The sequence below is a fragment of the Streptomyces sp. NPDC002671 genome (assembly GCF_053592475.1).
In genome coordinates this window covers 205,838-226,339 of sequence record NZ_JBSFVU010000004.1, presented here as the reverse complement: position 1 = coordinate 226,339, position 20,502 = coordinate 205,838, and the positions used below count along the sequence as shown (strand labels likewise).

General features: G+C 71.6%; 20 protein-coding genes, 2 tRNA genes and 4 pseudogenes. 14 read left to right on the top strand and 12 right to left on the bottom strand.

The window, feature by feature from the left end:
- The first annotated feature begins 52 nt into the window (after positions 1-52).
- The gene (locus ACWD35_RS07875) at positions 53-922 is read left to right on the top strand and encodes a hypothetical protein (RefSeq protein ID WP_451350274.1); all 870 of its coding nucleotides are present in this window, start codon (positions 53-55) and stop codon (positions 920-922) included.
- Between the two features lie 11 nt (positions 923-933).
- Positions 934-1,602, top strand: coding sequence for a class F sortase (locus tag ACWD35_RS07870; RefSeq protein WP_451350273.1), 669 nt, complete (start codon positions 934-936; stop codon positions 1,600-1,602).
- Here the strand turns inward: ACWD35_RS07870 and ACWD35_RS07865 are convergent.
- A complete protein-coding gene (locus ACWD35_RS07865) occupies positions 1,583-2,272 on the bottom strand; it encodes a FadR/GntR family transcriptional regulator (protein ID WP_451350272.1) in 690 nt (229 codons plus the stop codon). The two genes, ACWD35_RS07870 and ACWD35_RS07865, sit on opposite strands and share 20 nt — an antisense overlap.
- Positions 2,273-2,359: 87 nt before the next feature.
- Positions 2,360-2,433: transfer RNA gene (locus tag ACWD35_RS07860), tRNA-Lys, on the bottom strand.
- 187 nt (positions 2,434-2,620) lie between these two features.
- Between ACWD35_RS07860 and ACWD35_RS07855 the strand changes: the two are divergent.
- The 6 genes and pseudogenes from ACWD35_RS07855 to ACWD35_RS07830 all read left to right on the top strand — a co-directional run bounded on the left by ACWD35_RS07855 (position 2,621) and on the right by ACWD35_RS07830 (position 8,762).
- Positions 2,621-3,915, top strand: a pseudogene (locus tag ACWD35_RS07855) (peptidoglycan-binding protein).
- Between the two features lie 36 nt (positions 3,916-3,951).
- On the top strand, positions 3,952-5,157 hold the full coding sequence (locus ACWD35_RS07850; protein WP_451350271.1) for an SPFH domain-containing protein: 1,206 nt from the start codon (positions 3,952-3,954) through the stop codon (positions 5,155-5,157).
- Between the two features lie 159 nt (positions 5,158-5,316).
- Positions 5,317-5,931 (top strand): lytic polysaccharide monooxygenase auxiliary activity family 9 protein, encoded by a 615-nt coding sequence (locus ACWD35_RS07845; RefSeq protein ID WP_451350270.1) that lies wholly within the window; start codon positions 5,317-5,319, stop codon positions 5,929-5,931.
- Positions 5,932-6,071: 140 nt separating this feature from the next.
- Positions 6,072-6,503 (top strand): DUF3592 domain-containing protein, encoded by a 432-nt coding sequence (locus tag ACWD35_RS07840; RefSeq protein ID WP_451350269.1) that lies wholly within the window; start codon positions 6,072-6,074, stop codon positions 6,501-6,503.
- 88 nt (positions 6,504-6,591) lie between these two features.
- Positions 6,592-7,056: a DUF3592 domain-containing protein gene (locus tag ACWD35_RS07835; protein WP_451350268.1), complete on the top strand. Its 465-nt coding sequence runs from the start codon at positions 6,592-6,594 to the stop codon at positions 7,054-7,056.
- Positions 7,057-7,104: 48 nt separating this feature from the next.
- Positions 7,105-8,762 (top strand): annotated as a pseudogene (locus ACWD35_RS07830) (AMP-binding protein).
- Here ACWD35_RS07830 and ACWD35_RS07825 read toward each other — a convergent pair.
- The 6 genes from ACWD35_RS07825 to ehuB all read right to left on the bottom strand — a co-directional run bounded on the left by ACWD35_RS07825 (position 8,728) and on the right by ehuB (position 12,926).
- Positions 8,728-8,801: transfer RNA gene (locus ACWD35_RS07825), tRNA-Lys, on the bottom strand. The pseudogene ACWD35_RS07830 and the gene ACWD35_RS07825 sit on opposite strands and share 35 nt — an antisense overlap.
- A gap of 106 nt (positions 8,802-8,907) precedes the next feature.
- The gene (locus ACWD35_RS07820; protein WP_451350267.1) at positions 8,908-9,660 is read right to left on the bottom strand and encodes an IclR family transcriptional regulator; all 753 of its coding nucleotides are present in this window, start codon (positions 9,658-9,660) and stop codon (positions 8,908-8,910) included.
- Between the two features lie 189 nt (positions 9,661-9,849).
- Positions 9,850-10,647: an ectoine/hydroxyectoine ABC transporter ATP-binding protein EhuA gene (gene ehuA / locus ACWD35_RS07815; RefSeq protein ID WP_451350266.1), complete on the bottom strand. Its 798-nt coding sequence runs from the start codon at positions 10,645-10,647 to the stop codon at positions 9,850-9,852.
- On the bottom strand, positions 10,637-11,287 hold the full coding sequence (gene ehuD, locus ACWD35_RS07810) for an ectoine/hydroxyectoine ABC transporter permease subunit EhuD (RefSeq protein WP_451350265.1): 651 nt from the start codon (positions 11,285-11,287) through the stop codon (positions 10,637-10,639). Before ehuD ends, ehuA begins: the two co-directional genes overlap by 11 nt.
- Positions 11,284-12,003 (bottom strand): ectoine/hydroxyectoine ABC transporter permease subunit EhuC, encoded by a 720-nt coding sequence (gene ehuC / locus ACWD35_RS07805; RefSeq protein ID WP_451350264.1) that lies wholly within the window; start codon positions 12,001-12,003, stop codon positions 11,284-11,286. Before ehuC ends, ehuD begins: the two co-directional genes overlap by 4 nt.
- Complete coding sequence (gene ehuB / locus ACWD35_RS07800) at positions 12,000-12,926, bottom strand: ectoine/hydroxyectoine ABC transporter substrate-binding protein EhuB (RefSeq protein WP_451350263.1); 927 nt, start codon at positions 12,924-12,926, stop codon at positions 12,000-12,002. The genes ehuC and ehuB overlap by 4 nt, the downstream gene beginning before the upstream one ends.
- Before the next feature lie 47 nt (positions 12,927-12,973).
- On the opposite strand from ehuB, the gene ACWD35_RS07795 reads away from it, so the two are divergent.
- Positions 12,974-13,468, top strand: a complete 495-nt coding sequence (locus tag ACWD35_RS07795; protein ID WP_451350262.1) for a DUF3830 family protein — start codon at positions 12,974-12,976, stop codon at positions 13,466-13,468.
- A gap of 257 nt (positions 13,469-13,725) precedes the next feature.
- Positions 13,726-14,178: a hypothetical protein gene (locus tag ACWD35_RS07790; RefSeq protein ID WP_451350261.1), complete on the top strand. Its 453-nt coding sequence runs from the start codon at positions 13,726-13,728 to the stop codon at positions 14,176-14,178.
- Between the two features lie 157 nt (positions 14,179-14,335).
- On the opposite strand, the pseudogene ACWD35_RS07785 reads toward ACWD35_RS07790, so the two are convergent.
- Positions 14,336-14,897: pseudogene (locus ACWD35_RS07785) on the bottom strand (amidase family protein); the annotation flags it as partial.
- Positions 14,898-14,976: 79 nt separating this feature from the next.
- On the opposite strand from ACWD35_RS07785, the pseudogene ACWD35_RS07780 reads away from it, so the two are divergent.
- Positions 14,977-15,096 (top strand): annotated as a pseudogene (locus ACWD35_RS07780) (DUF3830 family protein); the annotation flags it as partial.
- Positions 15,097-15,143: 47 nt separating this feature from the next.
- Here the strand turns inward: ACWD35_RS07780 and ACWD35_RS07775 are convergent.
- Positions 15,144-15,746, bottom strand: coding sequence for a DUF2867 domain-containing protein (locus tag ACWD35_RS07775; RefSeq protein WP_451350260.1), 603 nt, complete (start codon positions 15,744-15,746; stop codon positions 15,144-15,146).
- Positions 15,747-15,841: 95 nt separating this feature from the next.
- Between ACWD35_RS07775 and ACWD35_RS07770 the strand changes: the two genes are divergently transcribed.
- Entirely contained in the window at positions 15,842-16,399 is a 558-nt protein-coding gene (locus tag ACWD35_RS07770; protein ID WP_451350259.1) for a TetR/AcrR family transcriptional regulator, read from the top strand.
- Positions 16,400-16,443: 44 nt separating this feature from the next.
- Here ACWD35_RS07770 and ACWD35_RS07765 read toward each other — a convergent pair whose 3' ends face one another.
- Positions 16,444-17,820 carry an amidase gene (locus ACWD35_RS07765; protein ID WP_451350258.1) on the bottom strand — a complete coding sequence of 459 codons (1,377 nt, stop codon included), beginning with the start codon at positions 17,818-17,820 and terminating at the stop codon, positions 16,444-16,446.
- 16 nt (positions 17,821-17,836) lie between these two features.
- Positions 17,837-18,808 (bottom strand): D-2-hydroxyacid dehydrogenase, encoded by a 972-nt coding sequence (locus ACWD35_RS07760; RefSeq protein WP_451350257.1) that lies wholly within the window; start codon positions 18,806-18,808, stop codon positions 17,837-17,839.
- A 141-nt stretch (positions 18,809-18,949) separates the two neighbouring features.
- On the opposite strand from ACWD35_RS07760, the gene ACWD35_RS07755 reads away from it, so the two are divergent.
- Entirely contained in the window at positions 18,950-19,747 is a 798-nt protein-coding gene (locus ACWD35_RS07755) for a maleate cis-trans isomerase family protein (RefSeq protein WP_451350256.1), read from the top strand.
- Positions 19,744-20,475 (top strand): maleate cis-trans isomerase family protein, encoded by a 732-nt coding sequence (locus ACWD35_RS07750; protein ID WP_451350255.1) that lies wholly within the window; start codon positions 19,744-19,746, stop codon positions 20,473-20,475. The genes ACWD35_RS07755 and ACWD35_RS07750 overlap by 4 nt, the downstream gene beginning before the upstream one ends.
- Positions 20,476-20,502 lie beyond the last annotated feature (27 nt).

Here is a 20,502-nt window from a genome sequence, read left to right as displayed (position 1 = left end):
GGATGCGGGGGCGCCCCCGCCGGGGGAGCCTCCAGGTAACTGGAGGTTCACGATGGGCTCACTACGCCTCACTCTCTGCACCGGACTCCTCACCCTCACCGCACTCACCCCGGCGGCGTACGCGGCCGACGACGGCCACGGAGTCTCCGTCACCCCGGAGTCCCTCTTCCCCGGCTCCGACGTCTCCCTCGGGGTGCGCGGCTGCACGGGCTCACAGGGCACCGCCGTCTCGGGCGCCTTTGTCTCCGACGCACGGCTGAGCGGCAGCCAGGGCAGCCTGTCCGGCGAGACCCGCGTCCGCTCCTCGCTCAAGCCCGGCTCCTACGACGTGAAGATCAGCTGCGTCGACTTCACGCTCACCCGCAGGATCACCGTGGTGGACCGGGACTCCGGGCCGTCCGGGCCGTCCGGGCAGTCCGGGCAGTCCGGGCAGTCAGGGCAGCACTCGGGCCACTCCGACCAGTCCGGTCGTAGTGACCAGTCCGGTCGTAATGACCAGTCCGACCACTCCAACCAGTCCGGCCAGTCCGGTCGTGACCAGTCCGGCCAGTCGGGTCGTGACCAGTCCGGCCAGTCCGGCCACTCGTCGTCCTCGGACCAGTCCGGTCGTACCGATCAGTCCAGTCAGTCCAGTCAGTCTGATCAGTCCGTTCAGTCCGGCCGTAGTGACCAGTCCGGCCGTAGTGACCAGTCCGGCCAGTCCGACCAGTCCGGCCGTACCGACCCGCCCGGCGGGTCCGCCTCGCCCGTCGCCCCCGTCCACGCGGGCGGCGGTGGCACCGCGCACTTCGCCTCCGTGGACGCCCGGGACACCCGGGACGCCGGACCCGGCACCGCGCAGACGGTGACCGGCATGGTGCTCGCAGGGCTCGCAGCGGTCACCGTCGGGCTGCGCGCCCGCCGGGGCCGCGGCTCGCGCTGAGGGCGGGCGCCATGTCCGACGACGGCGTCCGCTCCTCCGGCACCGGACGCCTGATCACCGGCCTGGCCTGGGCGGTACTGCTGATCGGGCTGTGGCTGTGGGGCCGCGGCATCACCGACGTACGGCCCAGCCCGGACGGCCCCACCACCGGTGACATCGCCGCCGTGGGCCGCCCGGCCGAGGCGGACCTCCCGCCCGCCGCCCAGCCGCTGGCGGGCTCGGTGCCGCAGCGCGTCGACATCCCCGAACTGGGCGTGCAGGCCCCGGTGGTCGCCCGGGGCCTCGACAGCCGCGGCGCCATCGACCCGCCGCCCTTCGACCAGCCGGGCGTGGTCGGCTGGTACCGCGGGGGTACCCAGCCCGGTGCGCCGGGCACCGCGTTGCTGGTCGGACACGTCGACACCAAGACCCGGCCCGCCGTCTTCTACAAGCTCAGCACCCTCAAGCCCGGCGAGACGGTCCGGGTGTTCCGCGCGGACGGCAAGGTCGCCGCGTTCACCATCGACGACGTCAGCGTCCTGCCCCGCGACCGCTTCGACGCCCGGCAGGCCTACGGCCCCCGCAAGCAGGGCCGCGCCGAACTCCGCCTGATCACCTGCGGCGGCCCCTACGACCGCGCCAGCCAGAGCTACACCGCGAACGTGGTGGTCTCCGCGTACCTCACGGGCACCGGTCCCTGACCGCACCGAGCCGGGCGCGCACATGCCCGAAGTGGTCCCGTATGGCTTCCTCCGCCCGGAGCGAGTCGCCGGAGCGGACCGCGTCCAGGATCTCCCGGTGCTGCCGGCAGGTGATCCGCGGGTCCTGCGGCATGTCCACCAGGTCCCGCTGGACCCGGTGGAAGGCGTCCCAGAACGCCTCCAGCACCTCGCTCAGCAGGACGTTGTCCAGCCCCCGGTAGAGGGCGGCGTGGAACGCGCGGTCGGTCTCGGCGAGGCCCACCCCTTCGGCGGCCTCCCGTTCCATGCGCCCGACCAGGGCCTCCAGCTCGCCGAGGTCGGCCTCCGGCAGCCGTCCGGCCAGCCGTGACACCAGCCCGGTCTCGACGGCCTCGCGCAGCTCCAGCAGCTGGAGCAGGGAGTCCTCGCCGCGGTAGTGACCGGCGACGGTCCGGAAGGCCAGCCCCTCGATCATCGGCGCGAACGACATCGAGCCGACGTACGTCCCGAAGCCGTGCCGGATCTCCACGATCCCCATCGCCTGGAGCGCCTTCAGCGCCTCGCGCACCGAGTTCCGGCTCGCCCCGAGGAACTCCATCAGTTCCGGCTCGGTCGGCAGCGGGGCGCCCGAGGGCAGCCGCCGATCGACGATCAGCTTCTTGATCCGCTCCTGCAGGTCCCGGGCCGCCATGGCGAGAGAGTATCCGGCCAATCGGCGGCGGGACCCCGTCCGAGTATGCGAAAGGCCCCCCGCTTACGCGAGGGGCCTTTCGGTCGGTGCGCCGCCAGGGACTCGAACCCCGGACCCGCTGATTAAGAGTCAGCTGCTCTAACCAACTGAGCTAGCGGCGCCTGCTGACAAAGAGAACTCTACCCGACCTTGAGGAGTGCTCCCGACCACCGTCAGGTGGCGGGGGAGGCCGCCGGCGGGGACCCGTACATCATTCGGACCGTCAACATGCGTGTCCGGAAGACAGTTGTGAGACTGATCAATGTGCACACTCGCGGACGGAACCACCCCAGATGTGAGGCAGATCGCATGGCCGCTCCGGTGTTCGAGGAACTCGCCCCCGCGAGCGACTGCGACTGCCCCGGCTGCGTCCGGTGGCGGCGGCTCAGCCCCCGCCTCCTGGCGGCCCGGGGGGTGCTGGCCGTGGCCGCCGTCGCGTCCGCAGCCCTCGGCGCGGCCTCCCCGGCCGCCGCCCTCGCCGCCCCGCACCTCCCGTCCGGACCCCACCGCCCCGACGCCTCGCCGGACGACGGCGAGCCCGACACCCCGCAGGGCGCCGAGGCCCCGCTGCACGGTCCGGCGGGCAGCCCGGCGAAGCCCGCGGCCGTCCGCTTCCCGGCCACCACCAGGACCGACATCATCAAGCGGGCCAAGGTCTGGGTGGCCGCGCAGGTGCCGTACAGCATGGACACGTACTGGTCCGACGGCTACCGGCAGGACTGCTCGGGCTTCGTCTCCATGGCCTGGGGCCTGCCCGGCAACGAATGGACGGGCAGCCTCGGCGGGTTCGCGGACCGGATCGCCAAGGAGGACCTCCAGCCCGGCGACATGCTGCTCCACCACAACCCCGACGACCCCCAGCGCGGCTCGCACGTCGTGATCTTCGGCGGCTGGACCGACTACACGCGCACCTACTACACGGCCTACGAGCAGACACCCCCGCACACCCGCCGCCAGTCCACCCCGTACCCCTACTGGAGCCACGCCGACAAGTACGTCCCCTACCGCTACAAGGGCGTGCCCCCCGGCGTCGCGGGTGCGGAGCCGGCCGGGCAGAAGACGGATCCGGTGCCCTTCCCGGGGGCCGGGTACTTCGGCCCGGGGGCGAACGACAAGTACGTCACCCTGCTCGGGCAGATGCTCGTCGCCCGGGGCGGCGGCCCCTACTACACCCAGGGCCCGGGTCCGCGCTGGGGCGAGGCGGACCGGCGGGCCACCCAGGCGTTCCAGCTGGCCCAGGGCTGGAGCGGTGCGGACGCCGACGGGCTGCCCGGCCCGCGCACCTGGGAGCTGCTGGTCAACCGGAAGGGCAAGGACATCGCGCCCGGCGCGGCCGGACCGTCGCGGCCCCCCAACGCGCACGGTGTGCCCGGCTATCCGGGCCGGAACCGGTTCCGGCCGGGGCGGAGAACCCGTATGTCACCGAGCTGGGGAAGCGGCTCGTGAAGAAAGGTTTCGGCAGGTTCTACGAGACCGGGCCGGGCCCGCGCTGGAGCGAGGCGGACCGGCGGGCCGTCGAGGCGTTCCAGCGCAGCCAGGGCTGGCGGGGCGGCGCGGCGGACGGCTACCCGGGCCCGGAGACCTGGCGCCGCCTGTTCGGTTAGGGCATCTGGCGCGGAGGCTGGAGGCTGGAGGCACGCATGAGTACGACCACGTCACACACGCCCGAGTCCGAGGGGCCTCCGGGGGGCACGGCGGGCGCGGAGGCCACGGCGGGCGCGGAGGGCACGGTGAGCGCGGAGGGTGCAGCGAGTACGACAGGCGCGGCGGGCGAGGCGGGCGCCGCTCCCCGTCCGGCCCGGCTGATCCAGAACGAGGCGACCACCGAGATCCCGGTCCATCTGCTCTTCCGTGACGACCCCGACCCGGTGCCGCTGAAGCCCGCCGTGGTGGGCAGCCGTCAGAGCACCGGCGAGCAGCCGCGATTGCGGCGCCCGGCGGCGGTGCCCGGCCGTACGCTCCCGCAGGTCGACCCGGAGCTGGCCGAGCGCCCGGCGCGGGTGCTGCCGGGGGCGGCCGGGGTGCTCGCCGGGACGTGCGGTTTCTCCGGCTGCCTGGCCGTCTCGTGGTGGGCGGGGGTGCTGCCGCCGCTCGCGGCGGAGGCGCTGCGCCTGCCGGTACACACGGGCGTAGGGCTCGGCCCGGCCCAGTGGGCGGCGTACGCCGGGGCCGGGGCGCTCGGCGCGCTCGGCTTCGGCGGGCTGGCCCGCGGGGCGACCGGGCGGGCCTGGGTGCTCGGCCTGTTCGGCCGCTACCGGGGGACGGTCCGGCGCACCGGGCTGCTCTGGGTGAACCCGCTGCTGCCGCGCCGCCGGGTCGACGTACGGCTGCGGCACTGGCGCAGCGAGGCGATGCCGGCGGCGGACGGCAACGGGGTGGCGCAGCAGGTGGTCGTCCTGGTGGTGTGGCGGGTGCGGGACACCGCGCGGGCCCTGCTCGGCATCGAGGACCACGAGACGTTCCTGCGTGAGTGCGTGGAGGCGGCGCTGGCCCGGGTGCCCGTGGAGCCGCCGGGCGGGGCGCGCGGCGGGGCGGAGGCGGCCGGGGAGGCGCTGACCCGGTTGGTGGCGGCGGAGACCGCGCCGGTGGGCCTGGAGGTGTTCTCGGTGCAGCCGGTCCGGGTGGAGTACGCGCCGGAGGTCGCGGCGGCGATGCACCGGCGCCGGATCGCCACGCTGGACGCGCAGCAGCGGGCCACCATGCTCAGCTCGGTGGTGGACTCGGTGGAGGACACGGTGACCCGGCTGACCATGCGCGGCCTGGTCGAACTGGACGACTACGAGCGGAAGCTGCTCGTGCGGGACCTGACGGTGGCGTTCTGCTCGGGGCGCGGGGAGCCGGCGTGAGGGTTCTGGGGGCCGAGGTCGCGACGAGGCTGGCGACAGGGCTCGCGATTGGTCTGGACATGTTCAAGGCGCGGCAATAATCTGAGACTTGGTCTAGACCTAACGTCTGCACAGCTCACCGAACTCCCCGAACTCCCCACGTTCTCCAGGAGCGGCAGCATGCGCACCAAGACCAGATTGTCTGCGCTATCCGCAGCCGTGCTGGGTGTGGTGACCGCCGGAGCCTTCGCGCTCTCCACCGGCGGCGCCAGCGGGCACGGCTACACCGACCTTCCCGTCAGCAGGCAGAAGCTCTGCCAGAACGGCACCGTGACGGACTGCGGCGACATCCAGTGGGAGCCGCAGAGCGTCGAGGGCCCCAAGGGCTTCCCGGCCGCCGGACCCGCCGACGGCCAGCTCTGCAGCGGCGGCCTGAGCCGCTTCGCCGAGCTCAGCTCGCCCACCACCCCGTCCGGCGCGCCCTGGCCCACCACCAAGCTGACAGGAGGTCAGCAGTACACGTTCCGCTGGCAGTTCACCGCCATGCACGCCACGACGGACTTCAAGTACTACGTCACCAGGCAGGGCTGGAACCAGAACCACGCCCTGTCCCGCTCGGACCTCAACCTCACCCCGTTCCTGACGGTGCCGTACAACGGCCAGCGCCCGCCGCAGACGCTCTCCCACAGTGGCACGCTGCCGACCGGACTGAGCGGTCACCACGTCATCCTCGCGGTGTGGACGGTCGCCGACACGGGCAACGCGTTCTATGCCTGCTCGGACGTCACCTTCTGATCGCGTTCGTAACCGTTCGATCCCGGCCGTCGTCCTCCGACTCCGGCTCGGATAGGGTCCGCGTGCGCCGGTACGGATGCTTCCGCTTGCTCGTCCGGCGCACGTGAGTCCTGATACCGACGTACGGGGGTACGCGCACCATGGGTGCCTGGTTCGACATCATCATGCTGCTGATGCTCGTCATCATCGTCGGGGCCGCCGTCGGCCTGGTGCGCCGGACGCAGCAGCGGCGTGCCGCCTGGGAGAGCGGACTGACCGCGCACGCCCGGGTGATACGGGCCTGGACCACCACCCGGACGGTCAACAACGTGCCCCAGCGCGTGCAGTGGCACGAGTACGACTACACCACCGTGGACGGCCGCGCCGTCCGCTTCAAGGAGAGCGGCGGTCCGCGCCACCGGGCCGAGGGCGACCTGGTCCCCGTCTACTACGCCCCGCACGACCCGGACAAGGCCACCGCCGCCGAACCGCAGCCGGGCAAGGACCTGGCGAGCACGGTGGTCTGGCTGGGCGTCCTCACGGCAGCCGCGATCGTCCTCATGCGCGAGTGGGCGACGCTCCCGCGGTTCTGAGCTTCGCTTGAGGCAAACTCGCCTGCGGCGGAGGTAGTTTCCCGCCACGCCCCTCGAAGAGAGCGGCGTACCGACCTCGGGGGACCTCATGGAACTGCTGCTCTACATCGTGCCGGTCGTGATGATCGGCTTCCTCGCCTTCGCGGCGTACGCGCTGATCCGGCGCGCCCGGCGCATCAGCCGGACCTGGACGCACGGCCTGACCGCCGAGGGCCGCTGCCTCAGGTCGTACACGACGACGAGCGGGGGCGGCGGGGACTCGTCGGTGCACACCACCCTGCACCACGTCTACGAGTTCACCACCCGCGAGGGCCGCACGGTCCGCTTCGACGAGGAGAACGGCCCCTCGACCGTCGTGGACGGCGACCACGTCATCGTGCGCTATCTGCCGGAGTGCCCCGAGCTGGCCACCGCGCTGCCGCCCTCGCGCGCCAGGCTCGCCTTCGGCACGGGCTGCGGGCTGATTGTCATCGGCCTCGCCACCACCGTCTGCGTGGTCTTCATCGTCGTGGCGCACATGATGGTCACGGAGGCCGACGGCCTGATGCCGTAGCCGCGCAGCCCTCCACTTCTGACGTTCCGTCAGTTATCGTGCTCCGTCATGGAGTCCACGAAGCGGACGGTCGCCGAGCTGGTGGCGGCGCGGTGGGGGGACCACCGGCCGGGGCTGTGGTGCGAGGAGAGGCGGCTCAGCCATCACGAGCTGGCGGCGGGGGCCGCGGCGCGGGCGGCGCTGCTGGGGGACCTGCTGCCACCGGGCGCCGTCCCGCACGTCGGGGTGCTGCTCGACAACACCGAGGAGTTCCCGCTGTGGCTCGGTGCGGCAGCCCTTGCCGGGGCCGCCGTCGCCGGCATCAACCCGACCCGGCGGGGCGCCGAGCTGGCCCGGGACATCCGGCACACCGAGTGCGCGCTCCTCGTCACCGAACGAGCCCACCTGCCCCTGCTGGCCGGTCTCGACCTGCCCGGGGTGCGGATCCTCGTCACCGACGGCCCCGAGTACGCCGGGCTCCTCGCCTCGTACGCCGGTGCCGTGCCCGACCCCGGCCGGGCCGCCCCGGCCGACCGGCTGCTGCTCTACTTCACCTCCGGCTCCACCGGCGCGCCCAAGGCCGCCATCTGCTCCCAGGGCCGGCTGGCCGCCGCCGGGCACGCGCTGGTCCGGCAGTTCGGGGTGCGCGCGGACGATGTGCACTACGTGTGCATGCCGATGTTCCACGGCAACGCCGTGATCGCCGACTGGGCGCCCGCGCTGGCCGCCGGAGCCGGGGTGGCGCTGCGCCGGCGCTTCTCGGCCTCCGGGTTCCTCACCGACGTACGGCGCTACCGGGCGACGTACTTCACGTATGTCGGCCGGGCGGTCCAGTACCTCCTCGCCACCGAGGAGCGCCCGGACGACCGGGACAACCCGCTGCGCCTCGGCTTCGGCACCGAGGCCGGCGCGGTGGACGCGGCGGCCTTCCAGCGGCGCTTCGGGGTGCGGCTGGTGGAGGGCTACGGCTCCTCCGAGGGCGGGGCGGCGATCCAGTGGGCGCCGGGGACGCCGCCGGGCGCGGTGGGCCCCGCGGCACCCGGGCTCGTGGTGCTCGATCCGGCCACCGGTCGGGAGTGCCCGCGTGCCGCCTTCGACACTGCCGGGCGCCTGCTCAACGGCGACGAGGCGATCGGCGAGCTGGTGAACCGGGGCCCGAGCCCCTTCGAGGGCTACTGGCGCAACCCGGCGGCGGAGGCCGAGCGGCGCCGGGAGGGGGCGTACTGGACCGGGGACCTCTTCTACCGGGACGCCGACGGCTATCTGTACTTCGCGGGCCGCGGCGACGACAGGATCCGCGTCGACGGCGAGAACCTGGCCGCCGCGATGATCGAGAACATCGTCGCCCGGTACGAGGGCGCGCTCGCCGTCGCCGTGTACGGGGTGCCGGACCCGGTGACCGGGGACCAGGTGATGGCGACGATCGCCGGGAGCTTCGACCCGGCGGCCTTCGAGGCGTTCCTGCGCGCCCAGCCGGACCTCGGCACGAAGATGGCGCCCCGGTTCGTGCGGGTGGTGGACCGGATGCCGGTGACGGCGACGAACAAGATCCACCGGGCGCTGCTCAGGCGGGAGGGGCTCCGGTGCGCGGATCCCGTCTGGTGGCGGCCACCGGGGAAGTCCGCCTACAGGCCGCTGACGAGGGAAGACGCCGAAGGGCCCCTCGCTTGCGCGAAGGGCCCTTCGATCTTGTGCGCCGCCAGGGACTCGAACCCCGGACCCGCTGATTAAGAGTCAGCTGCTCTAACCAACTGAGCTAGCGGCGCATGACTCCCGCCTTTCGCGGATTTTTCGTTTCCGCGGCTGGCGACGAAGAAAATACTACCCGGTCCCGGGGGGTGCTCGTGACCACCTGAATCGTCCGTCCAGGACCTAGATCGTGAGCGACAGGAGCACAGGCGCCGCACTGCGGTTCAGCGTGTCCGCCGCCTGCTTCAGCCGGTGGGCGTGCTCCACCGGGAGCGACAGCGCCAGGCAGCCGACCGCTGAGCCCGCGGTGATCGGTACGGCCGCGCAGACCGTGCCGATCGCGTACTCCTGGAGGTCGAGGACGGGCACCGTCGGCGGCTGGGACTCCAGGCGGGACAGCAGCAGCTTGTCGCTGGTGATGGTGCGCGAGGTGAGCCGGGGCATCTTGTGCCGGGAGAGGTGGTCGCGGCGGCCGTTGTGATCCAGCTGGGTCAGCAGGCTCTTGCCGATGGCGGTGGCGTGGGCGGAGTGGCGGAAGTCGACCCATTCGTTGACCGCAGGGGTGGTGGGCCCGGTGGCGTACTGGGTGACCTTCACCTCGCCGTCCACGTACCGGCTCATGTAGACGGCCGCGCCGACCGAGTCGCGCAGCCGGTCCAGGGTGCGCTGGAGCTTCTCGCGCAGGGCCTCCGCGCGGTCGTGCGTCGAGGTGAGCCGGCGCAGGGTGTCACCGGTGACGTACGCCCCGTCGGTGATCTGCTCGACGTAGCCCTCGCGGCGCAGCATGAGCAGCACGGCGGTCAGCCGCCCGGGCTCCAGGCCGGTCCAGCGCGCCAGCTCGGTGTCGGTGATGCCGGCGGCGTGGCGGGCGACGGTCTCCAGCACGCGCAGCGCGTCCTGGGCCGAGTGGTACGGGGCGGTCGGTTCGATCCTCACGACAGTCCCCCTCGCGTCCGGTCGGCGGATCCATACCACGATAGCGGGCAACGCCTCTTTGGGGAGAGGGTGTTGGCGAGAATGCGCCCCGCCCCACCCCCTCCCAACTGCGGTTCAGACCCAAGGGCATATGCCCGGGGCATGGGCTGACGGCTGGACCTCGGCACTTCGCGCGTTCACAGCCCGTGGTCACAGAACCGCGCTGAGGAATTCCCGGGTGCGCTCCTGCTCCGGATCGCTGAAGATCTTCTCCGGCGGGCCCGCCTCGATCACCCGGCCCGCGTCGAACATCAGGACCTGGTCGGAGATGTCCCGGGCGAAACCCATCTCGTGGGTCACGCACAGCATCGTGATGTCCGTGCTGCGCGCGATGTCCCTGAGCAGATCGAGGACCCCCGCGACCAGCTCCGGGTCGAGCGCCGAGGTCACCTCGTCCAGCAGCAGCACCCGCGGTCGCATCGCCAGCGCGCGGGCGATCGCCACCCGCTGCTGCTGCCCGCCGGAGAGCCGGGTGGGCCGCGCGTCGCACTTGTCGGTGAGCCCCACCAGGTCCAGCAGCTCCCGGGCCCGCTGCTCCGCCTCGTCCCTGGACATGCCGAGCACCTGCACCGGCGCCTCGGTGATGTTGCGCAGCACGGACATGTTCGGGAACAGGTTGAACTGCTGGAACACCATCCCGATCTTCTTGCGGACCTCCCGGATCTCCTTCTCCGGCGCCGGGAACAGCCGCTGCCCGTCGACGGTGATCGTGCCCTCGTCCGGCTTGGTGAGGGTCATCAGCAGCCGGAGGATCGTCGTCTTGCCGGAGCCGGACGGGCCGATCAGGGTCACGTGCTTGCCGGGCTGGACGGAGAAGTCCAGCTGGTCCAGGACGGTGTTCGCGCCGAAGCGCTTGGTGACGCCCGCCAGGCGGACCAGCTCACCGCCGGCCGTCGCCGCGCCCGCGCCGGGCTCGGGTGTGTTCGTCAGGGAAGTGTCAGCGGACAAGACGTCGCTCCAGGGCTCGCAGAAGCAGGGAGGCCAGGTAGGAGATGAGGATGAAGGCGACACCGATCACGGTGATGGGCTCGGTGAACTGGAAGTGCTGCTGGGAGAAGAGCCGGGCCCGGCCGAGCATGTCCAGCACGGTGATCACCATGAGCAGCGGCGTGTCCTTGAGCATCGCGATCACGTAGTTGCCGAGGGCAGGGACCACCCGGCGGATCGCCTGCGGCAGGATCACCGCGGTCCAGGTCCGCCGCCGGGGCAGGTTCAGCGCCGTCGCCGCCTCCCACTGGCCGACGGGCACCGCCTCGATGCCGGCCCGGTAGACCTGCATGGTGTACGTCGAGTAGTGCAGGCCGATCGCGAAGACGCCGGTGGCCAGCGCCGAGAAGGTCAGGCCCCACTCGGGCAGCACGTAGAACAGGAAGAACAGCTGCACCAGCAGCGGGGTGTTGCGCACGAACTCCGTGACCACCCCGACCGGCCAGCGCACGAACCGGGTCGGCGCCCGCATCAGCAGCGTCCACACCAGGCCCAGGCTGAAGGACAGCAGCGAACCGAGGGCCAGGGCCTCCAGCGTGACGAGCAGACCGCGCCAGAAGTCCGGCATGAAGTCGCTCACGGCGTTCCAGTCCCATTTCATGCGACCCGACCCCCCACTCCGGTCGTCTGCGCCCGCTTCAGCTCACGCGCCGCCGACTCCGTACCCACGTCCTTGCCGACCCCGGCCTTCAGCCGCTTCTCCAGCCCGCGCATCAGCCGCGTCAGCACGAAGGCGATCGCGAAGTAGATGAGCAGGATGTACGTGTAGATCTCCGCGCTCTGCTGCAGCGCCAGCCGCACCAGGTTGGCGCTGAACGTCAGATCACCCATGCCCATGGCAGACACGAGTGCGGTGCCCTTGAGCAGCTCGATCAGCAGGTTGCAGAAGGACGGGATCATCTCCGGCACCGCCTGCGGCAGCAGGACCAGCCTGAGCCGCTGCCAGGGCGTGAAGCTGAGCGCGATCCCGCCTTCCTTCTGCGCCGGGTCGACCGCGTTCAGCGCGCCGCGCACGATCTCCGAGCCGTACGCGCCGTACGTCAGCCCGAGCGCCAGCGTGCCCGCCCACATCGGCACCAGCTGCCAGCCGAAGGCGACCGGCAGCACGAAGAACACCCAGAAGATCATCACCAGCGCCGAGGTGCCGCGGAACACCTCTGTGTAGAAGCCGGCGAGGAAGCGCACGATCCACCGCCGGTGGGTGCGCGCGATGCCGACGGCGAAGGACACGGCCGCGGCCAGCAGCGCGCTGAACACCAGCAGCTGGACGGTGGTCCAGACGCCCTTCAGTACGAGTTCCCACAGGCCCGAGGTCATCCGTGACACAGCCCCTTCGCGGTCAGGTCCGTCATCTCGGCCTTCGTGAAACCGAAGGGCCGGAGGATGCGGAACAGCTCCCCGCTCTGCTTCAGGCTGCGCAGCTCGGCGTTGAAGGCGTCCCGCAGCTTCGTCTCGGTCAGCCGGAACGCGAACGCGCCCCCGTCGACGTGCGGTTTGCCCTTGACCAGCGGTGCGAACGGCCCCGTGGCCTCCGCCTTGCTCGACTTCTTCACCACCTCGCGCGTGGTGAGCGCCGTACCGGCGAACGCGTCGACACGCCCTGCCTCTACGGCGTTCAGCCCCGCGACCTGGTCCGGGACGATCAGGATGTCGCTCTCCTTGTACCCGGCCTCCACCGCGTACTGGATCTCCGCGTATCCGGTGCCGGTGGCGAACTTGGCCTGCTTCGCGACGATGTCCTTGTACGAGTGCAGCCCCATCGGGTTGCCCTTGCGGACGATGAACGAATCCAGCATCTGGTAGTCCGGGTCCGCGAAGACGACCTGCTGGCAGCGCTCGGGATTGACGTACATCCCGGCGGCCACGACATCGAACTGCTGGGAGTTCAGCCCCGGAATGAGCGAGCCGAACTCGGTCGGCACGGGCTGCACCTTGTCCACCCCGAGCCGCTTGAAGATCACCTTCGCCAACTCGGGTGCCTCACCGGTGAGATGGCCCTCCTTGTCGATGTACCCGAACGGGATCTCACCGGCGATCCCGAGCCGCACGACACCCTGCGCCTTCAGCCGTTCGAGCAGCTCGCCGCCGTCCTTGCCCGACGCCGAGGCCACCCGCGTACAGCCCGCGGCGCCCGCGGCGCCCAGGGCGCCGAACGCGGCGAGGCCCGCGAGCAGCGAGCGCCGGGAGTGTCTGTGTTCCGACCGGATCGTGTGCACGTCGTACCCATGTGGTGGAGCCATGGCGGCGCGGCTACCCAGGCGCTCCCGTCGTATGCACCATGAATTTCATGGCCGATCGACTCATCACCGTCTCGCTCGACAAGCGGAACGTGCACTGCACGGCACGCCTGCTGACCGACCGTGCGCCCCTGACCTGCGCGGCGGTATGGGAGGCGCTGCCGCTCGCCGGGGACGTCTTCCACGCCAAGTACGCGCGTAACGAGATCTACGCCCTCTTCCCGCCCTTCACCTCCACGGAACCCCCACTGGAGAACCCGACGGTCACCCCGATCCCCGGCGACCTCTGCTACTTCTCCTTCGCCGGGACCGAACTGGGCACCAGGGCCTACGGCTACGACCGCGAGGTCCGTCCCGGCACCACCGTGGTCGACCTGGCCCTGTTCTACGAGCGCAACAACCTGCTGCTCAACGGCGATGTGGGGTGGGTGCCGGGGATCGTGTGGGGCCAGGTGGTGGAGGGCCTGGAGGCGATGGCCGAGGCCTGCAACGACCTGTGGCGCACGGGGGCGGCGGGGGAGAAGCTCAGCTTCCGACGGGCGTGAGACGTCCACGGCTGTTTCCAGCCTTCCAGTGGATCTTTCCTGGGCAGCGATGCGTGGACTTGATCACGGTCTGACCAGAGGCTTCACCGCGCCTCCATATTCACCTTTCCGTATCCTGGCTGGATTCTCCGGGAATCCGTCCACGGGGGTGATGGCCGGAAAGGGGTGCAAACGCGAAGGCGATCTTGACCGCCTTTCTGGAGCGCGGATAGCTTCTCACCGCCTAATCAGGTATCGGATTCGAGAGAGGGAAAAAAGTGGCCATTTCACGGCTGCGTAACCGAATCGCCCTGGGTGTCACGGGGATTGCCTTCGGTGTCATTCCGCTCATTTCCGCTTCACCGGCATTCGCCGTTCCGACCTCCACCAGTCTCACGGTCGGGCCGGTCGCGCTCCCGCAGGTTCCGGTCTCCGCCTGTGTCGACACCACCTGCGTCTCGACGCCCACGCTGGCCAGCGTGACGCTCACGGCGACGGCGACGGTCGACGGTTCGATTACACCGGTCGTTCTGACCAGGGAAGACTGCCCGAACGGCGGCCTGGGTGCCGCGGTTCGGGTGACGACCACCCAGACGGTCAGCGTCACCCTCAGCGCCGCCGTGTCCGGCACCACCGCCAGCGGCGGGCCGTACAGCACCTCGGTGGGCCCCAAGACCGAGACCATCACCGCCGGCGCGCCGGGCGCGCTGATTTCGGCCTGCACCAGCTGAGTCGCTGACGGGCCGGTCCGCGAGCGCCTTTTGGCGCCGTCGGACCGGCCCGTTCGCACGTTCACCGGCGGGAGCTGTCAAAAACGCCAACTGAATTCTGGGCGACGGTTCGACGAATTCCCAGTCGCCCCATGGTCCTCGCCTTTCGGAGGGAATTTCATGAGGTAATTATCGAATGTGCCGGCCCCGCCGCATACAGGGCATGCGCAGCTCGCAGCACGACATCATCCCGATGCCGGGCGGCGACGATCTGCATCCCCACCGGCAGCCCTTCCTCGTCGGTCCCCACCTGAACGGTCGCCGCGGGCTGCTGGGTGAGGTTGAAGGGGTGGGTGAACGGCGTCCACCCGGTCCAGCGGCGATGTGCGGAGCCCTTCGGCACCTCCTCGCCCGCCTCGAACGCCGTGATCGGCAACGTCGGCGTGACCAGCAGGTCGTACGACTCGTGGAAGCGGCCCATGCGCCGCCGCGCCGGACAGGGGGGACTCGGTGACGCCCTTCCAGCCGGACTCGGGAGTTGTTGTCTTGCCGAGGAAGACCGCGCCGTGCTCGCGCAGCCGGGCCACCGACGGTTCGTCTTCGGCCCAACTTCCCCGCTCCGGCACCGTCTTGGAGCCGCGCAGGTTCGGGTGGCCGCGCAGCAGCAGGATGTCCTTCACCGTCACCGGCACCCCGTCCAGCGGGCCGTTCGGCTCACCGTGCCGCCAGCGCTCCAGGCTCGACCACGTTCACCAGTGATCTGCCCGCCGCCCATCGCTCGTACAACTCCACGAACTGGGCGCCCAGTTCGCCCCACCGTGGGCGCCCGGGATCGTGTGGGGCCAGGTCGTGGACGGTCTGGAGCCGATGGCCGAGGCCTGTAACGACCTGTGGCGCAGCGGGGCGGCGGGGGAGACGCTCAGCTTCCGGAGGGCGTGAGCATCTTCGGGGTGGGGAGGCCGGGCCGCCTCACCCGCAGGATCCCGTCAATGCGCGCTCCGTCCGGCGGCGTTCGCCTGCCACTCGCGGCCGATGGAGCGCAGCAGCGCGGGATACACCCCGACGTACCGCAGGGGCTTGATCGCGGCCATGTAGAGGGTTCCGAACAGGCCGTTCGGCTTCACCAGGACGGCCATCTGGCCGTGGTGGCCGCCGGATCCGTCCGGGACCCAGCCGATGTGCATCACCGCGTGCACGGTCCTGTTGCACATCTCGGCGGCCCACTCGTCGTGCCTCTGATAGACGGAGGTGAACGGAGACGAGCCGAGGTCGGGGCCCTGAGGGCCGTCCCGGAGATCCGCCGGCAGGCGGTCGCGCAGCGAGGGCAGCCGGGTGCCGATGCCGCTGTCGGGCTTGTCCCAGCCGAGCAGTGCCCCGAGCTTCCAGCGGACGGCGAAGAGCACGCGGGAGACGGGATCTTCTCCGTTCACTCCGCCACGGATTCCTTCGGCGGTCTGGCGCACCAGCCGCACAAGGTCGTCGGGTCCGCCGGGGGTGGGCATGGCCCACACGTCCTCGACCGTGAAGTCGCCGGCGATCTCGTGGATCCGCCAGGGGCGGTCGGTGTGGGCGGTCCGGGGAAGTCGCATGAGCAGGCCCCTGTCTATACGGTGGCGTATAGAACGAGCGTAGGCCCATCTATACGCCGCCGTATACTCGGCAGGGGCGTGAGGAGGCACACATCATGGGCGCGACCCGCACGCCACGGGGCAAGTGGATCGAAGAAGGCTTGCGGGCACTCGTCGCAGGCGGTCCCGAAGCGGTCCGGATCGAGGTACTGGCGCAGGCGCTCGGTGTCAGCAAGGGCGGCTTCTACGGGTACTTCCGCAACCGGGACGCGCTGCTCACCGAAATGCTCGACACCTGGGAGTACGAGGTCACCGAGAGCGTGATCCAGGAGGCCGAGAGCGGTGGGGGAGACGCCAGGGCCAGACTGGAGCGGCTGTTCGCCATCGTCGCCGGCGCCGACGGGCCGGTGCGGGGCACCCACGCGGACATAGCGATCCGCGAGTGGGCCCGCCGCGACGAGGCCGTCGCCGAGCGGCTGCGCCGCGTCGACAACCGCCGCATGGACTACCTGCGTTCCCTGTTCTCCTCCTTCTGTCCCGACGAGGTCGAGGTCGAGGTCCGCTGCCTGATCGCCGTCTCGGTGCGCATCGGCAACCACTTCTCCGCAGCCGACCACGGCAGGCACAGCCGCGCGGAGCTGATGGCGCTCATCAGGCAACGGTTGCTGGAATAGCCGCCCCACCGTTCCGTACCCAGGCCGCCTCGGCCTCTCTGTACCTAGGCCACCTCGGTCTCGTAGAGCGCATGCGCCGCGCGCAGCACGAGATCGTCCCGGTGCCGGGCCGCGACGATCTGCATCCCGGCCGGCAGTCCGTCGCCGTCGGTGCCCACGGGGACCGTCGCAGCGGGCTGCTGGGTGAGGTTGAACGGGTAGGTGAACGGCGTCCAGCCGGTCCAGCGCCGCAGGCCGGACCCCTTGGGCACCTCCTCGCCCGCCTCGAACGCCGTCACCGGCAGGGTGGGCGTGACCAGCAGGTCGTACCGCTCGTGGAAGCGGCCCATCCGGCGGCCGAGGTCCATGCGGACGTCGACCGCGGCCAGGTAGTCCAGCGCGCTGTACCGGGCGCCCTGGGCGCAGATCTCGCGCAGGCCGGGGTCGAGCAGCTGCCGCCGGCGCGGCGAGAAGCTCTGGGTGAGCCGGGCCGCGCCGCTGAACCACAGGGTGTGGAAGGCGTCCACCGGGTCGCTGAGGTCCGGGTCGGTCTCCTCGACGTAGGCGCCGAGGTCCGCGAGTTGGGCCACCGCCCGCCGCACGGCCGCCGCGACCGCCGGGCGGACGGCCACCTGCCCGCCCAGGGCCGGCGAGTACGCCACCCGCAGCCCGCGCACGCCCCGGTCCAGGCCCGCGGTGAACGACTCCGGCGGCGGGGCCAGCGCCGACCAGTCGCGGGCGTCGGGGGCGGCGATGACGTCCAGCATCAGCGCCGCGTCCGCCGCGTCCCGGGTCATCGGGCCGACGTGCGACAGCGTGCCGAACGGGCTAGCGGGATACAGGGGCACCCTGCCGTACGTCGGCTTCAGGCCGAAGATCCCGCAGAACGCGGCCGGGATGCGGATACTGCCCCCGCCGTCCGTGCCCAGCGACAGCGGGCCCGCGCCGAGCGCGACGGCCGTCGCGCTGCCGCCGCTGGAGCCGCCCGCGGTGCGCGAGGGGTCGTAGGGATTGCGGGTCACCCCGGTCAGCGGGGAGTCGGTGACGCCCTTCCAGCCGAACTCGGGTGTCGTGGTCTTCCCGAGGAAGACCGCGCCGTGCTCGCGCAGCCGGGCCACGGAGGGCGCGTCCTCGTCCCAGCTGCCCTGCTCCGAAACGGTCCTGGAGCCGCGCAGGGTCGGGTGGCCGCGCAGCAGCAGGATGTCCTTCACCGTCACCGGCACCCCGTCCAGCAGGCCGACCGGCTCACCGCGCCGCCAGCGCTCGGTGGACTCCCGGGCCCGGGCCAGCGCGTCCTCCTCGGTGAGCCGTACGAACGCGTTCACCTCCGGCTGGATCCGCCGGGCCCGCTCCAGGGTCTGCTCGGTCACCTCCACCGGACTGAACTCGCCCTTGCGGTAGCCGTCGAGGAGTTGTACGGCGGTCAGGTCGGTGAGCTGCATGCACCCTCCTGGTAGGTCAGTGACCGGGGACGTATCCGCTCTTCTTGTCGACCACGTTCACCAGTGATCTGCCCGCCGCCCATCGCTCGTACAACTCCACGAACTGGGCGCCCAGTTCGTCCCGCCAGCCGACCGTGTCACCGCTCATGTGCGGGGAGACGACCAGCCCGGGCAGCCCCCACAACGGGCTGTCCGGCGGGAGGGGTTCGCTGGTGAACACGTCCAGCGCGGCGCCGGCGATCCAGCGGCGGGTCAGGGCCTGGGCGAGGGCCTCCTCGTCCACCAGGGCGCCCCGGCCCACGTTCACGAAGAACGCCGAGGGCTGCATCACGCCGAAGCGGTGGGCGTCGAACATGCCGTAGGTCTGCCCGGTGAGCGGGGCCGCCGCGATCACCCAGTCCGCGCGGGAGATCAGCCGGTCCAGGTCGGCCGGGCCGTGGATGCCGGTCCGCGGCACCCGTCCGACCAGGGCGGTCGTCACACCGAGGGCCTTCAGAGTGCGGGCGATCGCCCGGCCGATCGGGCCCGAGCCCACCACGCACGCGCGCGTGCCCGCCACCCGCCGGGTCTCGCGGTGCCGCCACACCCGCTCCCGCTGGTACTCCAGGGTGCGCGGCAGATCCTTGGCCGCCGCCAGCACCAGCGCGGCCACGTACTCGGCGATCGGCTGGTCGAAGATCCCGCGCGCGTTGGTCACCACGGTGTCGGACGCGGCCAGTTCCGGGCACATCAGATGGTCCACGCCCGCGCTCGCGGTGTGCACCCAGCGCGGGCGGGGCCCGCCGCCCGGCCAGGCCTCGCGCACCGCATGCGAGGTGAAGTCCCAGACCAGGAGGACGTCCGCGGCCGGCAGCCGCTCGGCCAGGTGCGCCGCGTCCGTGTGCACGATCCGGGCGCGGCCGGTGAGCCGGCCCAGCCGGGGCGGCGGGTCTGCGTCCAGCACCAGGAGCGTGGGAGGGGTGGCAGGGACGGGCGGGGTCGGCGTCATCCTCGGCGGCTCCGAACGTCTGACAGGCAGCGTCTGACATGCGTGGATTGACCACGCTCGCACCCGAACCTACCGTCGTCAACAAGGGCGCACTCGTGATGCGTTGCCCTCTGGTGTCCCTGCGTGAGACGGGTGCCTGCCATGGACGTCTCCTTTCTCGGCGGTCCTCGCCCCCAGCGCGGTGTGGGGGTCGTGGCGCCTTTCGACTTCGCCCTCGACCGCGAGCTGTGGCGCTGGGTGCCCGACGAGGTGTCGCTGCACCTCACCCGCACGCCGTTCGTGCCGGTCGAGGTCAGCCTGCACCTGGCCCGGCTGGTCAGCGAGCACGAGACCCTGGGCGAGGCGGTGCGCGCGCTGACCGCCGTCGCCCCGGAGGCCGTCGCCTACGCCTGCACCTCCGGCAGCTTCGTCGGCGGGATCGCGGGGGAGCGGGCGCTGTGCGAGGCGATGCACCGGGCCGGCACCCTGCCCTCCGTGACCACCTCCGGGGCCCTCCTGGAGGCCCTGGAGGAGCTGCGGATACAACGGCTCGCGCTGGTCACGCCGTACACGGTCTCGGTGACCGACGCGCTGCGGGAGTACGTCGCCGAGGCCGGCGTACGGGTCACCGGCTGTGCCTTCATGGGCCTGACCCGGCACATCTGGCAGGTGCCGTACCGGGACGTCGTCGCGATGGCCCGCCGCGCCGTCCGCCCGGGCAGCGCCGACGCCCTCTTCATCTCCTGCACCAACCTGCCGACGTACGACGTCATCCCGCAACTGGAGGCCGAGCTGCGCATCCCCGTCCTGTCCGCCAACCAGGTCACGATGTGGGCGGCGCTGCGCCGGCTGGGTACCCGAGCCGTGGGACCGTATCAGGCGCTGCTGGACGTGGCCGCGCGTGACTGGCCGCCCGTACTGCCCGAAGAACCGCAGCAACACTGGGAAGGGCCGACATGACCGCACTCGGATTCCTCTATCCGGGCCACTCCGCCGAGGACGACTATCCGCGCATCGAGCAGCTTCTGGGCAGCGACATCCGGGTGGACCTGGTCCACACCGACATCGGCGAGGACGCGCACCGGGTGGACGCGCTGCGCGAGATGGGCTCCGCCGAGCGGCTCGCCCAGGGCATGGAGGTGCTGCGGCTGTCCGGCGCGGAGACGGTGGTGTGGGCCTGCACCAGCGGCAGCTTCGTGTACGGCTGGGAGGGCGCCCTGGAGCAGGTGCGGACGCTGGCCCGGGTGGCCGGGATGCCGGCCTCCTCGACGTCCTTCGCCTTCGTGCACGCGGCCCGGGAGCTCGGGGTGCGGCGGGTGGCGGTCGGTGCGACCTACCCGGAGGACGTGGCCCGGCTGTTCGCGGAGTTCCTGCGGGCCGGCGGGCTGGAGGTGACCGAGGTCCGTGCGTCGGGGATCGTCACGGCGGCGGAGGTCGGCACGTGGGGCGAGGAGGAGGTGCTGACGCTGGCGCGGTCGGCGGACGGCTCCGGGGCGGAGGCCGTGCTGCTGCCGGACACCGCGTTGCACACGGCCGCGCATCTGCGGCTGCTGGAGAAGGCGCTGTCCAAGCCGGTGCTCACGGCCAACCAGGTGTCGGTGTGGGAGGGACTGAGGCTCGCCGACCGCCGGGTGAACGCGCCCGTCCTCGGGACGCTGTTCACCAGGGAACCGATCGTCCAGATGTAGCCGGATCATTCGGCAGATGTAGCCGGA

Excerpts from the sequence above, each read along its gene's own strand:
- ACWD35_RS07875 (WP_451350274.1), top strand. The coding sequence starts at position 53 with ATGGGCTCACTACGCCTCACTCTCTGCACCGGACTCCTCACCCTCACC.
- ACWD35_RS07870 (WP_451350273.1), top strand. The coding sequence starts at position 934 with ATGTCCGACGACGGCGTCCGCTCCTCCGGCACCGGACGCCTGATCACC.
- ACWD35_RS07865 (WP_451350272.1), bottom strand. The coding sequence starts at position 2,272 with ATGGCGGCCCGGGACCTGCAGGAGCGGATCAAGAAGCTGATCGTCGAT.
- ACWD35_RS07850 (WP_451350271.1), top strand. The coding sequence starts at position 3,952 with ATGAGTACGACCACGTCACACACGCCCGAGTCCGAGGGGCCTCCGGGG.
- ACWD35_RS07845 (WP_451350270.1), top strand. The coding sequence starts at position 5,317 with ATGCGCACCAAGACCAGATTGTCTGCGCTATCCGCAGCCGTGCTGGGT.
- ACWD35_RS07840 (WP_451350269.1), top strand. The coding sequence starts at position 6,072 with ATGGGTGCCTGGTTCGACATCATCATGCTGCTGATGCTCGTCATCATC.
- ACWD35_RS07835 (WP_451350268.1), top strand. The coding sequence starts at position 6,592 with ATGGAACTGCTGCTCTACATCGTGCCGGTCGTGATGATCGGCTTCCTC.
- ehuD (WP_451350265.1), bottom strand. The coding sequence starts at position 11,287 with ATGAAATGGGACTGGAACGCCGTGAGCGACTTCATGCCGGACTTCTGG.
- ehuC (WP_451350264.1), bottom strand. The coding sequence starts at position 12,003 with ATGACCTCGGGCCTGTGGGAACTCGTACTGAAGGGCGTCTGGACCACC.
- ehuB (WP_451350263.1), bottom strand. The coding sequence starts at position 12,926 with ATGGCTCCACCACATGGGTACGACGTGCACACGATCCGGTCGGAACAC.
- ACWD35_RS07795 (WP_451350262.1), top strand. The coding sequence starts at position 12,974 with ATGGCCGATCGACTCATCACCGTCTCGCTCGACAAGCGGAACGTGCAC.
- ACWD35_RS07775 (WP_451350260.1), bottom strand. The coding sequence starts at position 15,746 with ATGCGACTTCCCCGGACCGCCCACACCGACCGCCCCTGGCGGATCCAC.
- ACWD35_RS07770 (WP_451350259.1), top strand. The coding sequence starts at position 15,842 with ATGGGCGCGACCCGCACGCCACGGGGCAAGTGGATCGAAGAAGGCTTG.
- ACWD35_RS07765 (WP_451350258.1), bottom strand. The coding sequence starts at position 17,820 with ATGCAGCTCACCGACCTGACCGCCGTACAACTCCTCGACGGCTACCGC.
- ACWD35_RS07760 (WP_451350257.1), bottom strand. The coding sequence starts at position 18,808 with ATGACGCCGACCCCGCCCGTCCCTGCCACCCCTCCCACGCTCCTGGTG.
- ACWD35_RS07755 (WP_451350256.1), top strand. The coding sequence starts at position 18,950 with ATGGACGTCTCCTTTCTCGGCGGTCCTCGCCCCCAGCGCGGTGTGGGG.
- ACWD35_RS07750 (WP_451350255.1), top strand. The coding sequence starts at position 19,744 with ATGACCGCACTCGGATTCCTCTATCCGGGCCACTCCGCCGAGGACGAC.